The following is a 13,032-nucleotide window of genomic DNA, read 5'->3' as shown; positions in this document are numbered from 1 at the left end:
TTGCATTTTATACTTCCTGCTTTTACCTTTCGAAACTCAAATTTAGAACAATTTCCCTTATTTAATCACATTTAAGAGAGTTTGCGCTTTAAAACAGGTTTCATCCCATTCTTTCGTCGGATCGGAACCAGAAGTGATACCTCCACCAACAAACAAAGCCATTTTATTTTCAAAAACCTTCATACTTCTCAAATTCACAAACAAAGACATGTCTCCATTGGCGTGAACCGGTCCCAAGTAACCGGCATAATATTCCCTATCGTGATTTTCTACTGTTCGTATTAATTCCATTGCATTCATTTTTGGTAATCCGCAAACAGCAGGCGTTGGATGCAATGCCTCCGCAAAAGATGAGCTTTGATCAAAGCTTAAGTTTGAATTTATCTGATAAATGGTTTTCAGATGAACAAGATTCCCAGCCTGACTGGTAAAAGGACCTTTCCGTTTATAGTTTGTAATTTGATTTTCATTTAACAATTCTTCAATATAAGAACTAACAAAAGATTGTTCTTCAATCTCCTTCTCTTCCCAAACAACATCCTCAAGCTCTCTCTCTCCCAATTTTTGCGTTCCTGCCAATGCAACAGTTTCCATCGTATTGTGTATTTGAGATATCAATCGTTCCGGGCTGGCACCTATCCACAATCCAATTTTAGGAATATCAACCATAAACACGAAAGCGTTAGGATAAGCATCTATCAACTTCAAAAAATAAGTAAGAGCTTTTTCCCTACCCATTTGATTCAAGATGTGAATCCTGGAGAGAATTACTTTATCCAGTTCTTTTTGATTAAGTTGAGAAAGTAAAATATCCATCTGTTGTGAATACTCTTTTCTAGTACTTTCATGAATTATACTATCCTCTTCAGCATTATAATCCTCAATTTTATCGAGGTTTTCATTTTGAAAATCATCCTCATCAAGATCTTTTCTGATAAAATAGGATTCATGCTTTCCTTTCTGATCAAAAGGAGCAAATACGAAACCCTCTTTTCCCTTTAGGTTTGACAGTTTCTGATAACCTTGAGGCAGATCATTTATTTGAACACCAAATTTCATTGATGATGTTTCAGGCAATGAATAAACATAAAATGCAAGATTCTTGACCAAACAAGTAGAAAGAAATTCGTTTCGTTTTCTATTTTCTGTATCCAAGAGATTCATTCACTACTTTTTAATGATCACATTGGTAATTCTACAAATAGAAACCAGCTTGTCTTGGTCATTTAACACATTGATCTCTACGATATGTGTCATTCCACCTTTATGTAGAAATTTTGCTTTAGCAGTAATTTTTCCTTTTCTTAAACTGCGTACATGATTAGCATTAATCTCCATGCCTTTCACATCGAAGTTTTTTAAATCTGTATGAAGAACCGAAAGTGCACTTCCAACTGATTCTGCTAGCGCTAAAGTTGCACCTCCATGTAATATTTTCATTGGTTGCCAATGATTAGAAGTAACTTCCATTTCTGCAACCAAATAATCCTCTCCAACTTCTGTATAAATAATTCCCAAATGCTCCATCAAGGTATCCGAGCACATTTTATTTAGTGTATCTAAGGCTTCTTTCGTATTGATCATGCCACAAAAATAATGAAATCGTAGTATAATAATTCCTTTGCTCACTTAATTCAAACATAAATGTACAAGTTTAATATTATTTTATAAGAGCCAAAAAAAGCTCAATTCTAAATTGAGCTTTACTAAGGAAAATATTATTTTAAAATTAGTCCATTTTTACATTAACTGCATTTAATCCTTTTTTTCCTTCCACAACATCATAAGTTACGTTATCACCTTGGTCGATTTTATCGATCAAACCTGTTACATGAACAAAAATGTCTTCTTGTGTTTCACTGTTCTTAATGAACCCAAATCCTTTGGATTCGTTAAAAAATTTTACTGTACCTGTAGGCATTACTTAAAAAATTTAAAATTATTACTTAGTAAATGTACGTAATTAGATTCAATTACTAAACATTTACCTAATTATTTTTGCATTTACATACAACAGTTAAAAAGACAAGGCAACAACTCTAATTATAAGACTCTTACGCGCAACAAAAACTCTTTCAAATCAAACTTTCAAACGAATAATATGATTTTTTAACAACAAACAACTTTGCTAGTAAAAGATAAAAACCTACATTTGTAACAAAGCAAAACACATGAAACAAGTAAATATCAATAATAATTCTTTTAATAATTTGATGAATAATAATTCATCGAAGTTGGGAAGATTATAGATATTTTAAACGATATTTTTCACAAGCCTTCCCAAATTGGGAAGGCTTTTTTATTTTAATTAAATGGTACAATTCAATATCAATAATAACAATAATAATTCTCCCCCAAGGTGAGAAAGTAAATTGTTATATCATATAGCAAGCCTTTCTCACCTAACGAGAAAGGCTTTTTTCATTTAAAATAACTATTAACCAAAAAATTTAAAAACATGAAAAACTTAATTATTCCTGAAGATTACAAAAGTATTCTTGATCTGGATGCGACAGAAAAAGCGATCAAATTCATTAAGGATCAGTTTCAACTTCAATTGTCATCGGAACTGAAATTAAGACGAGTTACAGCCCCTATGATTGTTATGAAGGGGACCGGTTTAAATGATGATTTAAACGGGATTGAACGCCCTGTTGCGTTCCCTATTAAAGGATTATCTGACCAAACAGCGGAAGTGGTTCACTCTCTAGCCAAATGGAAAAGGTACATGTTGGGAGAATTACAAATTCCAACAGGAAAAGGTCTTTACACCGATATGAATGCCTTGCGACCTGATGAAGATTTCACCAACCTACACTCGGTATATGTAGATCAGTGGGATTGGGAAAAATCGATACAAAAGGAAGAGAGACAACTTGAATTTCTTATAGGAAGTGTAAAGCAAATCTATTCCTCACTAAAAAGAACAGAGTACATCTTGAGTGAATACTATCCTGCTTTAAAACCACAGCTTCCAGATGAAATCACATTTATTCATGCCGAAGATCTTTTGGCTAAATATCCTGATTTAACACCTAAAGAAAGAGAAAGCAAATTCACAAAAGAACATGGCGCCGTCTTCATTATTGGAATTGGTGGCGAACTTGCAAATGGAGAACCTCATGATGGAAGAGCTCCTGATTACGATGATTGGACAACTCCAACATTAAACGGTTACAGTGGATTGAATGGTGATATTTTACTTTGGAACCCTATATTGAAACAAGCTTTCGAAATTTCATCGATGGGAATTAGAGTAGATGAAGATGCACTTGAAAAACAATTGAAACTTAAAGGTGAAGAGAAAAGAAAAGAACTGATGTTCCACAAAAAACTTCTTGCTGGTGAATTACCATATTCCATTGGTGGTGGAATTGGACAATCACGATTGTGCATGTTCCTATTACGAAAAGCACATATTGGTGAGGTTCAATCAAGCATTTGGCCAGATGAATTAAGAGACACTTGTAAAAAAGCTGGTATCATTTTTTTATAAAAATTAGTTGATTAATAGGAACAGTCAAGTTCCCCTGACTTTTCCAAAATTAAAAAAGGTCGTACGCTAAAGTACGACCTTATTATAATTTTAATAAAACAATACTATCTATGCGCAATAGGATCTGCATCGCCATCAGGATCATTATTCACATATCCATCGGTTTGGATTGGACCAAGCAAAAGCAAACCACAAACATGAGGAGCTGCCATTGATGTTCCACTCATAGTACCATAACCACCGTTTAGATAACATGATTTTACATCTACACCAGGAGCACAATAATCAACTGGTAATCCATAATTTGAGAATGATGCAAAATTATCATTAATGTCAGATGCTGAAATTGTATAAATATTTTCATGATTTGCACGAGAAGGTGAATAGTACAAAGCATCATCGGATGAGTTACCGGCTGCAATCGAAATCAATATTCCAAGATCAGCAACGGCTTTTACAGTTTCATCATAAGCATCATAAGTATAACGAGATTTTGGTCCCAAGCTCATATTAACAGCATCACCTGGTTGCCCTTCAGCTGCAATATAATCTAAAGCAGCCATTGACCATGACATATTTCCATTACCTCTTCTATCTAAAACACGACAAGAAACAACTTTAGCACCCGCAGCTACTCCAATAACACCAATAGTATTATCTATAGCGGCAACAGTTCCAGCAACATGAGTTCCATGTCCATGTTGGTCATCTGGTGTAGTTTTTCCTTGAGTAATAAATGTTTTACTCCTAGCAACATCTACATTTAAATCTGGGTGATCTAAATCAATTCCAGAGTCAATAATCCAAGCCGTTTTACCAACACCATTACCTGCACCACCTATGCGAGTAATACCCCATGGTGTTTCTTGAGTTGGTTGAGTTGTCCCTCCGCCTGGCTTACCTAGAGCTATTTCAATATCCTTCTCAATGCGTTTTACATTAGGATTAGACATTAATTTAGTTAATTGATTTTCATTCAATTTAACTGAAAAACCTTTAATTGCAGTACTGTAAGTATGTTCTACATCATTGTTAGAAATTCCATTTTTCTTAACAAAATTTGAGACATGAGATTTCATTCGCAAAGACTTTTTTTCATACCCTTTTAGTCCTTTCAGCTCTGAATTCAATGCAAAATCGTCCTCAAACTGAACAATGTAAGTAGCCTTTCCATTTGTGACACTAAATTCAGTTTTAACCTCAGATATTACATCAGGAATTTCGTTAATTTCCGTTTCTAAATCATTATCACACGATATAAAAACAAAACCAAATAAGGTCAATAAAAGCATTGCTTTTTTTACAAGAATTAATTTTTTCATAAATTAATTTTTAATTATAAAAGATTAGTGATTAGAGTTGTATCCCGATTTAACTTTTCAATTGATAAAGCGCTTCAGTTAAATTCTCAATACACTTCTTAATTCCAGTTTTGCTAAAAAGGTAACCCTCCTTCATGATATATTTCATACTCAACAATGTCTTTTATTATTATAAGCTATTGATTTCTTGAAAATTAAGATTTAAAAAAAAAATACCTATCGTGTATTATTCTTATATTTAAATGAAATTTTAATACTATGAAAATATTACTTTACATTCTTGGAGCAATCATTTTAATTGTAGCTGTTCTTCATATAATAGCTCCCAAAACCTATCATGTAGATAGAAACATTGTTGTTTCTGAAAATATAGATACTGTATTTCAGAGTTTGTGTTCACTTAAAGAACAACAAGCTTGGTCTCCTTGGGCAGAAAAAGATTTAGAGATGAAAGTCAAATTTATGGGAACTGATGGTACTGTAGGTTCTGTAACTCATTGGGCAGGAAACAAAGATGTTGGTGAAGGTGAACAGGAAATCATGAAAATTGAGCCTAACTCATATATCGAAACAGAATTACGCTTCTTAAAGCCTTTTGAATCGAGCAGTACTGGTTTTTTCGAAATTAAAGAGGCTGGTGAAGGAACGGAAGTAACCTGGGGTTTTAAAGGTGAAAATACTTTTCCAAGTACCATTATGATGGTATTTATGGATATGGATAAAGCCATAGGTCCAGATTTTGAAAAGGGATTATCAAACTTTAAAACTTACATTGAAAAGTAAATAAATATGAAAAAAAATATGGGTAATCTGGATCGTGGATTAAGAGTAATTGCTGCTCTTATTCTTGCGACACTTTATTTTATGGATATCATTACCGGAACCATTGGAATTATTGTCTTGATTTTTACTTGTGTAATGTTTTTAACCAGCGTTGTTGGCAATTGTCCACCATACACTTTATTAGGAATAAATACATGTAAGGTAAAACCAGATAAGAAATAAAAAATATCATGCCAAAAACTGTCCTCAAAGAGATTTTCTTTGGGGATTTTTTGTTTTATGAAACATCTTGAAAAGTGCAAAAATCTTAGCTATATTTAAGGATATAATTCTCTAATGAATCGAAACAAAGATCGAATTGAGAGTATATTTAACTAGCACGAAACCCAATAACAATATGCATAAAACCCAGGACAAAAATAGAATTGCCTACTGCGGGGTAAATTGTTCCACCTGCCCTGCTTATGTCGCAACGCAAAGGCAACAAGAAAAAGTAAGAGTTAGAATTGCCAAATTATGGTCTGATAAAGATCACACCTACGAAGCGAGTGAAATAACCTGTAAAGGTTGCCATGAGCCCTGGGGACAAAAATTTCGTCATTGTCAGGAATGTGCAGTGAGAGCTTGTGCGAGAAAACGACTTTATGCTACTTGCGCAGAGTGCAACGAATATCCTTGCAGTAAATTAAACGATCTGCATCAAACTCTTGATAAAAAGATTGCCCGAATAAATTTAAATGATTTAAGATGTAATAATAAGGCTGGTTAATTCCAGCTTTTTTTCTGCATTTAAAAGATAGGTAAGTTAATTGCCAATCGTCTGATTTGAAAAGCTTGACTCAAACATTTCTCTACGATTTTATAATTCTCAATTGGCTGTAAAATAACTGCGTTAACTTTACTTTTCTTATCATTAAAAAACCAGGATCGATGATGCCCATCGTGAACAATAAATCGAATTCTTTTTTCCTGAAATAAATCCCAAACAATAATTGGAGGAAACTCCTCTCCTTTCTCCTCAATATATTCATGAGCCGTATCAACCATTAAAAGTTTTTCTTGTTCCAACCTGGATTGACTTGCCCAAAGAGATCCTGGAGATAAAAAGCGTGGTGGATATATTTTTACATGTCTAGGATTCAATCTGAATTGTACACAAGCCAAATTACACAAGTTCGCTGTAGTATTACCTTTTACCCAATGCGTCCTTCCCAAAAAGGCATTATAGCCCTTTTCCCTATCCGCGGGATTTTCAGAAAGTAAAAGTCTGGTGATTTCTAAAGGAGATTTTATCTGCATCATATCCCCTTAAGTTACGGAATATCAAGAGAGAATAAAATACTACTCCATGGCATTATAACACCTCACACTCTTTTAGCTAAAGGATACAAACATCATTAGTTTAAGTGTTGACACTCAAATACAATTAAAATTGCAAAGTAAATTCGGTTAAACGATTGGGTTTTGAACGGACTGCAATGGTTCCACCATGCAATCGCATTATTTGTCTTGACAAATTCAAACCAATACCAGATCCTTTTTCTTTTGTAGTAAAGAAAGGTGTAAAAACATTTTCAATAACATCATCGGGTATACCAGCACCATTGTCTCTAACAATAATTAAATTGAGAGGATTTGCTTGTCCTGTTGATATCGACAGAGTTTTTGTTTTCGTTTCTTTTAATGCTTCAATCGAATTACGAATCATATTAATCAACACCTGAGAGATTAACTTTTCATCTGCTATCAACTCTTGTTGATCAGAATGTAAATGGTACGTGAAATCAATACTCTCCGCTTTAAACTCTTCCTGAAACAAAACTCCAATATGAGAAAATAGTTTCTCTACTGATATCAATTCGAAATGTGGTTTTGGCAACTGTGTTAAGTTCTTATATTCATCTACAAAAGCAATTAAACCTTTACTCCTTTTTCGTATCGTTTGCAAACCCATTAAAGTATTCGAAATGGCACCTTCATTCAATATTTCTTTGCATGGTTGTGCTCCGTTCTTTTCATACAAATCAATCAAACTACCCGAAAGCATTGATATCGGACTAACCGAATTCACTATTTCATGAGTAAATACACGAATCAGTTTGTGCATGGCATCCATTTCTCCTTTATCAATGGCATTTTTAATATCCTGAAAAGCCACAACTTTAATATTTTCGTCCTCTAAGCGAAAATCAACCGCTTTAACTGCCAATTTTAAAATTCTATTCTTAACTAAATATTTCCTCAGTTTTTGTTTCTCAGATTTTATTCGATTTAAAAATTCAGGAAAAGCTTCCTCAACAGTAACCAATTCCGAAATATTATTAAAATCACCCACCAGAAAAAGATCTTTAAACGCCTGATTGCAAAGCTTCACATTTCCCCTATGATCGAATGCCAATAGACCAATCCCAACCAATTCTACCGTATTTTGAAAAAACACAAAGTCTTTTTCTTTTTCAATCTTCACCTTACCAAAAGCCTTAATAATCTGATTAAAACTCTGATGAAGATTCACAAAAGCCTTATCCTTTTTGCCTTCATTGAAAACCAAAGTGGCATCCTGATATTGAAAAGCATCAAAAAAACGTGATAAATCGCGATTAGTTTTATTGATGTAGTATAATAAATATACAATTTGCAGAATCCATAAAGCAGCCAAGCTATATGTGGTTACTACCATGTATTCCTGAGCATACACATACAAAAACAGCAAAGGAGTTAACGACAATAAAATAACCTGAATTAGTACTCCGATATAAAATCTTTTATAAATCATACTTCTTAATTTTATCGTATAATGTAGAACGGTTAATACCCAATTCTTTAGCTGCTAAACTCATGTTACCTCCTGTAAATCGAATGGCTTTCTCGATTAAAAACCTCTCATTTTCAACCAAATTTAAAGTTTCAGGCATGATTTCCTTTTTGGCAGTCTCTTCCCCTATTAGCACATCATCTGCAGACAATTTTTCTGAATCACCTAAAATTACTGATTTTTCCACCACATGTTGAAGTTCTCTGATATTACCCGGCCATGAATGTTTCGTAAGTTTATTAATAGCTGTCTTTTGTAAACTCATTTTCCCTTTTCCATACTGATCAGCAAACTTATTCAAATAAAAACTACTTAATTCTTCAATATCTTCAATTCTATTGCGAAGCGAAGGCAACTCAATTAGAATCGTATTCAAACGATACAATAAATCTTCACGAAATAAACCATCATTCACCATCTCAAACAAATTGCAATTAGTTGCCGATACTATTCGCACATCTATTTTTACCGGAACATTTCCTCCAACTGGAATAATTTCTTTACTCTGAATAGCGGTTAATAATTTGGTTTGCAAGTGAAGAGGCACATTACCAATTTCGTCTAAAAATAGAGTACCTCCTGATGCCAATTCAAAACGTCCCATTCTATCTTCTTTTGCATCGGTAAATGCTCCTTTTTTTGATCCAAAAAGTTCACTTTCGAATAAAGATTCACTTATGGCTCCCAAATCAACATGAATAAAAACCTGATCTTTTCTATTCGATTGCAAATGAATTTCTCTTGCGATAACTTCTTTACCAGTTCCATTCTCACCTGTTATCAAGATGTTGGCATCAGTCACTGAAACTTTTTCAACTGTTTTGAATACTTGCAACATGGCATCAGATTTTCCTTTTACAAAGCTACTATTCTTATTGATCTCCTTATTTAATTGCTTTTGCTTCGTTTTAAGAGTTTTTATTTCAAGCTTAGAACATCTTAACTTGTAAGCCTTCAAAAGTGTTGAAAGAATGTGATTTTCATCCCATGACTTCTGTATAAAATCAATGGCTCCATTTTGCATCGCTCTAACAGCCAATTCAATGTCTCCATAAGCAGTAATTAAAACAACACATGCATTTTTATCTTGTTCAAGAATTTGTGTCAACCAATACAATCCTTCATTACCTGAATTAATTCCGGCTTTAAAATTCATATCCAATAAAATCACATCATAATCAGTCTCCCTAATTTTTGAAAGTAAACTATTTGGATTTTTAATGGTATCAATGCTATTAAAGTGAGATTGTAAAAACAGATGAAGAGCAAAAAGTAACTCTTCGTTATCATCTACAATCAGTAGTTTTCCCTTTTTAGACATACAAATTAATTGTTTAAATAGAATTCAGATTTAAAGTTAGCATATTGTTGTAATTGACAACAGGAAGTGTCGGAAATTCCGACACCTTAAAATGCAACAATATTGTAAAAGACTGATCTTAAGACTCTATTTTCTTTGGCACAAAACTTGGCTTAATCAGTTCAAATCTTAAAACTTAAAATAATGATTCTTACAAAAGACTTGTGCAAAACATTTAGAACCGAAGACGTAGAAACATCTGCTTTAAACAATGTCAATCTACATATCAATGATGGTGAGTTCGCTGCTATTATGGGACCATCGGGTTGTGGAAAATCGACACTTTTAAATATTATTGGACTATTGGATAATCCCAGCAATGGAAACTATACTTTTAATGGTGATGATGTAAGCAATAAATCAGAAAAAGAGAGAACTCAATATAGAAAAGGGAATATTGGTTTTATTTTCCAGAGCTTTAATCTGATTGATGAATTGAATGTTTTCGAAAATGTTGAACTACCACTTTTATATATGGGAATTTCAACATCAGAAAGAAAAAAGAAAGTGAATGAAGTTCTGGAAAGAATGAATATTGCTCACAGAGGCAAACACTTTCCACAGCAGTTATCAGGTGGTCAGCAACAGCGTGTTGCCATTGCACGTGCAGTAGTCACCAATCCAAAATTGATATTAGCCGATGAGCCAACTGGTAATTTGGATTCGAGCAATGGAACTGAAGTAATGGAGCTTTTGAGTGAACTGAACGCTGCAGGAGCAACAATTGTGATGGTTACCCACTCCGTAAGCGATGCAACCTATGCTCACAGAGTTATTCATTTATTTGATGGTAAAATTGTTTCCGAAAACAAAAAGAATGAAAATAATACTCAAAAAGTAATGCAGGAAGCATAATAATAAGATAAATCTTAAATACATTTAATCCCAAACAATCTACTTATGCTCTGGCACAATATAAAGCTTACATTCCGAAATCTTTATAAAAACCTCACGAATTCCGCCATTAACATATTAGGGCTTTCTGTTGGAATGGCAACGGTTATTCTCATCATGCTTTACGTTCAAAACGAATTGAGTTATGATTTATTCAACTCAAAACATGAGAGAATACACAGAATGTATTCAACCTATCATGGCAACACCGGACCTCGTTGTATGCGGTTGACTTCTGAAAATTTCTCATCAAAAATTCCAGAAGTTGAAGAAGTTACTCAGGTTTATGGCTACGATCAACCTATTGATTATGGGAAAAATAGATTTACAGAATTCACTCATTTGTATGTTGATTCTAACTTCTATAAAGTATTTGATTTAGAATTTTTATATGGTCATCCACAAAATGCACTGTCAAAATTAAATGGATTAGTGCTAACAGATGAATGCTCTAAAATCATTTTCGGTGAGATCAATTCCATAGGAAAGCAGGTTACGATTAATGAATCAATTTATACCGTTGAAGGAATTGTAAAAAAATTGCCTGTAACATCGCATTATGAATTTGATATTTTAACTTCAATGGAGTCAAATCCTTGGCTGGAAGATTTAGGTAGTTTAGAATTCATTACCTATGTATTGTTCAATGAAAATGTCGATTCGAAATTAGCAATTAACAAATCATTGGCTGTTTATAATCAAATCATACAAAATTGGTTTACTAAATATGGATACGAATCAAATGGAAATCTTGAACCTCTTACAGATATTCACTTGTATTCGGAAATCGGCAACTATCTTGGAGGACAGGGAGATATTGTATCTATTCTTGTGCTGAGTACGCTTGCACTGCTAGTGCTAATGATAGCCCTAATTAATTTCATCAATATAATGACGGTTCAATATGAAGCAAAAATGGGTGAAATTGGTTTACGTAAAGCTATAGGCGCAAATCGTATTGAACTAATCAAACAATTTCTAGGTAGCTCGTTCCTTTACTCTTTTGTTGCATTGATATTGGGCATTATTCTATCTGAAATTTTCCTGAATAAATTTAACAACCTAATTCACAGAAATATTACACCTGAATATTTCAACAATCCGTCACTATTATTTGGATTAATTGGAATATTTGTCTTCACCGGTTTTCTTTCTGGAGTATACCCTGCTCTCTATCTAACTAAATTTCATGCTGCTGAAATAATTAAAGGCAATTTAACAAAACGAAAAGGCAGTTTATCTTTTACAAAGATTCTGGTTATTGTGCAATTCACCATTTCAATTAGCCTAATTTCGAGTCTTTTAATAATTCGTCAGCAAACCAATTATTTAGAAAATGCCGATTTGGGCTTTCAGCCTAAAAATGTAACAGGAATCATTTCATTAAGTCAATCGCTTAGAAGATCTTTTCCTGCTATTAAAGAAGAATTATCTAATATTCCAGAAATTCAATTCATAAGTGCTAGTGATCACTTTCCTGGTGGTGGAGCAAGTGGACAAGGCTTTTATATGCTTGGGCAAGAACAAAGCAGTTCAATGGATTGCGCAGAATATAGAGTACAAGCTGATTATTTCGAAACGTTAGGAATAGAATTTAAAGAAGGTCATTCGTTTAACAAAGACAATAAATCAGATCGCTATGGCATAATTATTAATGAAGCTGCTGCGAACATGATTAACACAAAACATGTTTTGGGTTCTAAAATTAATTATGCAGATACAATCTACACAATTCAAGGAATTGTTAAAAATTTCCATTTCCGATCGCTTCGTAGTAAGATTGCTCCTCTTCTATTTAGTAATCGATGTTTTGGATTATTTACCATATTAATAAAACACAATACAAACAATTATAAGGAATTAGAAGATAAAATTGAAAATGTATTACGCAAGTTCGATCCCAGTTACAACCTAAATGTTATTAATGTTGAAAAAAGAAACCGAAATCGCTACCATCAAGAAAGACGAACAATGAAAATAGCAATGTACACGTCTATTTTATCCATCATCATTGCCTTAATTGGTTTATACTCTCTAAGCTTATTTATGATTCAAAAACGTACGAAAGAAATTGGTATACGTAAAATAACAGGTGCGTCTATAACTCAAATTTCAAAGCTATTTCTAGGATTATTTAGCAGGTGGATCTTAATTGCTTTTGTCATTGCAATTCCCATTTCATGGATTTGTATGAATCATTGGCTTAATGGCTTTGCTCGGAAAATTGATATCGGAGTTTTACCATTCCTTATTTCTGGTGGTGTAACCTTGTTCATTGCTCTTTTAACAGTTTTCTATCATACATGGAAATCTGCAAATCAAAATCCAATTAAATCATTACGTTACGAATAAATTATCAAAA

The 13,032-nt window shown here is 33.2% G+C and carries 13 protein-coding genes; 6 read left to right on the top strand and 7 right to left on the bottom strand.

The window, feature by feature from the left end; genetic code table 11:
- Positions 1–57: 57 nt before the first annotated feature.
- From GCQ56_RS12780 to GCQ56_RS12770, 3 genes are all read right to left on the bottom strand, one after another.
- Positions 58–1,164, bottom strand: a complete 1,107-nt coding sequence (locus GCQ56_RS12780) for an isochorismate synthase (protein WP_152734866.1) — start codon at positions 1,162–1,164, stop codon at positions 58–60.
- 3 nt (positions 1,165–1,167) lie between these two features.
- Positions 1,168–1,584 carry a PaaI family thioesterase gene (locus tag GCQ56_RS12775; protein WP_152734865.1) on the bottom strand — a complete coding sequence of 139 codons (417 nt, stop codon included), beginning with the start codon at positions 1,582–1,584 and terminating at the stop codon, positions 1,168–1,170.
- A gap of 145 nt (positions 1,585–1,729) precedes the next feature.
- Positions 1,730–1,921, bottom strand: coding sequence for a cold-shock protein (locus GCQ56_RS12770; protein ID WP_152734864.1), 192 nt, complete (start codon positions 1,919–1,921; stop codon positions 1,730–1,732).
- A gap of 537 nt (positions 1,922–2,458) precedes the next feature.
- Between GCQ56_RS12770 and asnA the strand changes: the two genes are divergently transcribed.
- A complete protein-coding gene (gene asnA / locus GCQ56_RS12765) occupies positions 2,459–3,496 on the top strand; it encodes an aspartate--ammonia ligase (RefSeq protein WP_152734863.1) in 1,038 nt (345 codons plus the stop codon).
- A gap of 104 nt (positions 3,497–3,600) precedes the next feature.
- On the opposite strand, the gene GCQ56_RS12760 is transcribed toward asnA, so the two are convergent.
- Positions 3,601–4,818, bottom strand: a complete 1,218-nt coding sequence (locus GCQ56_RS12760; protein WP_152734862.1) for a S8 family serine peptidase — start codon at positions 4,816–4,818, stop codon at positions 3,601–3,603.
- A gap of 258 nt (positions 4,819–5,076) precedes the next feature.
- On the opposite strand from GCQ56_RS12760, the gene GCQ56_RS12755 reads away from it, so the two are divergent.
- The 3 genes from GCQ56_RS12755 to GCQ56_RS12745 all read left to right on the top strand — a co-directional run bounded on the left by GCQ56_RS12755 (position 5,077) and on the right by GCQ56_RS12745 (position 6,370).
- Positions 5,077–5,601, top strand: a complete 525-nt coding sequence (locus GCQ56_RS12755; protein ID WP_152734861.1) for an SRPBCC family protein — start codon at positions 5,077–5,079, stop codon at positions 5,599–5,601.
- A 6-nt stretch (positions 5,602–5,607) separates the two neighbouring features.
- The gene (locus GCQ56_RS12750; RefSeq protein ID WP_152734860.1) at positions 5,608–5,823 is read left to right on the top strand and encodes a DUF2892 domain-containing protein; all 216 of its coding nucleotides are present in this window, start codon (positions 5,608–5,610) and stop codon (positions 5,821–5,823) included.
- 175 nt (positions 5,824–5,998) lie between these two features.
- Positions 5,999–6,370, top strand: coding sequence for a DUF3795 domain-containing protein (locus tag GCQ56_RS12745; protein WP_152734859.1), 372 nt, complete (start codon positions 5,999–6,001; stop codon positions 6,368–6,370).
- Positions 6,371–6,390: 20 nt separating this feature from the next.
- Here GCQ56_RS12745 and GCQ56_RS12740 read toward each other — a convergent pair whose 3' ends face one another.
- From GCQ56_RS12740 to GCQ56_RS12730, 3 genes are all read right to left on the bottom strand, one after another.
- Positions 6,391–6,903: a hypothetical protein gene (locus tag GCQ56_RS12740; protein ID WP_152734858.1), complete on the bottom strand. Its 513-nt coding sequence runs from the start codon at positions 6,901–6,903 to the stop codon at positions 6,391–6,393.
- A 124-nt stretch (positions 6,904–7,027) separates the two neighbouring features.
- Positions 7,028–8,377, bottom strand: coding sequence for a PAS domain-containing sensor histidine kinase (locus GCQ56_RS12735; RefSeq protein WP_152734857.1), 1,350 nt, complete (start codon positions 8,375–8,377; stop codon positions 7,028–7,030).
- A complete protein-coding gene (locus tag GCQ56_RS12730; RefSeq protein WP_152734856.1) occupies positions 8,367–9,737 on the bottom strand; it encodes a sigma-54 dependent transcriptional regulator in 1,371 nt (456 codons plus the stop codon). The genes GCQ56_RS12735 and GCQ56_RS12730 overlap by 11 nt, the downstream gene beginning before the upstream one ends.
- Positions 9,738–9,920: 183 nt before the next feature.
- Here GCQ56_RS12730 and GCQ56_RS12725 point away from each other — a divergent pair, with 183 nt between their 5' ends.
- Both GCQ56_RS12725 and GCQ56_RS12720 read left to right on the top strand, forming a co-directional pair.
- Complete coding sequence (locus GCQ56_RS12725; RefSeq protein WP_152734855.1) at positions 9,921–10,631, top strand: ABC transporter ATP-binding protein; 711 nt, start codon at positions 9,921–9,923, stop codon at positions 10,629–10,631.
- A gap of 45 nt (positions 10,632–10,676) precedes the next feature.
- Positions 10,677–13,022, top strand: coding sequence for an ABC transporter permease (locus tag GCQ56_RS12720; protein WP_152734854.1), 2,346 nt, complete (start codon positions 10,677–10,679; stop codon positions 13,020–13,022).
- The last annotated feature ends 10 nt before the right edge of the window (positions 13,023–13,032 follow it).

This window comes from Marinifilum sp. N1E240 (genome assembly GCF_009295825.1).
Lineage (GTDB): Bacteria > Bacteroidota > Bacteroidia > Bacteroidales > Marinifilaceae > Marinifilum_A > Marinifilum_A sediminis.
This window is presented reverse-complemented; position numbering and strand designations above follow the sequence as displayed.

What these genes read in the sequence shown, in the direction of transcription:
- GCQ56_RS12760 (WP_152734862.1), bottom strand. Translation starts at nt 4,818, where the DNA reads ATGAAAAAATTAATTCTTGTAAAAAAAGCAATGCTTTTATTGACCTTA.
- GCQ56_RS12745 (WP_152734859.1), top strand. Translation starts at nt 5,999, where the DNA reads ATGCATAAAACCCAGGACAAAAATAGAATTGCCTACTGCGGGGTAAAT.
- GCQ56_RS12730 (WP_152734856.1), bottom strand. Translation starts at nt 9,737, where the DNA reads ATGTCTAAAAAGGGAAAACTACTGATTGTAGATGATAACGAAGAGTTA.
- GCQ56_RS12775 (WP_152734865.1), bottom strand. Translation starts at nt 1,584, where the DNA reads ATGATCAATACGAAAGAAGCCTTAGATACACTAAATAAAATGTGCTCG.
- GCQ56_RS12750 (WP_152734860.1), top strand. Translation starts at nt 5,608, where the DNA reads ATGAAAAAAAATATGGGTAATCTGGATCGTGGATTAAGAGTAATTGCT.
- GCQ56_RS12770 (WP_152734864.1), bottom strand. Translation starts at nt 1,921, where the DNA reads ATGCCTACAGGTACAGTAAAATTTTTTAACGAATCCAAAGGATTTGGG.
- GCQ56_RS12740 (WP_152734858.1), bottom strand. Translation starts at nt 6,903, where the DNA reads ATGATGCAGATAAAATCTCCTTTAGAAATCACCAGACTTTTACTTTCT.
- GCQ56_RS12780 (WP_152734866.1), bottom strand. Translation starts at nt 1,164, where the DNA reads ATGAATCTCTTGGATACAGAAAATAGAAAACGAAACGAATTTCTTTCT.
- GCQ56_RS12735 (WP_152734857.1), bottom strand. Translation starts at nt 8,377, where the DNA reads ATGATTTATAAAAGATTTTATATCGGAGTACTAATTCAGGTTATTTTA.
- GCQ56_RS12755 (WP_152734861.1), top strand. Translation starts at nt 5,077, where the DNA reads ATGAAAATATTACTTTACATTCTTGGAGCAATCATTTTAATTGTAGCT.
- GCQ56_RS12725 (WP_152734855.1), top strand. Translation starts at nt 9,921, where the DNA reads ATGATTCTTACAAAAGACTTGTGCAAAACATTTAGAACCGAAGACGTA.
- GCQ56_RS12720 (WP_152734854.1), top strand. Translation starts at nt 10,677, where the DNA reads ATGCTCTGGCACAATATAAAGCTTACATTCCGAAATCTTTATAAAAAC.
- asnA (WP_152734863.1), top strand. Translation starts at nt 2,459, where the DNA reads ATGAAAAACTTAATTATTCCTGAAGATTACAAAAGTATTCTTGATCTG.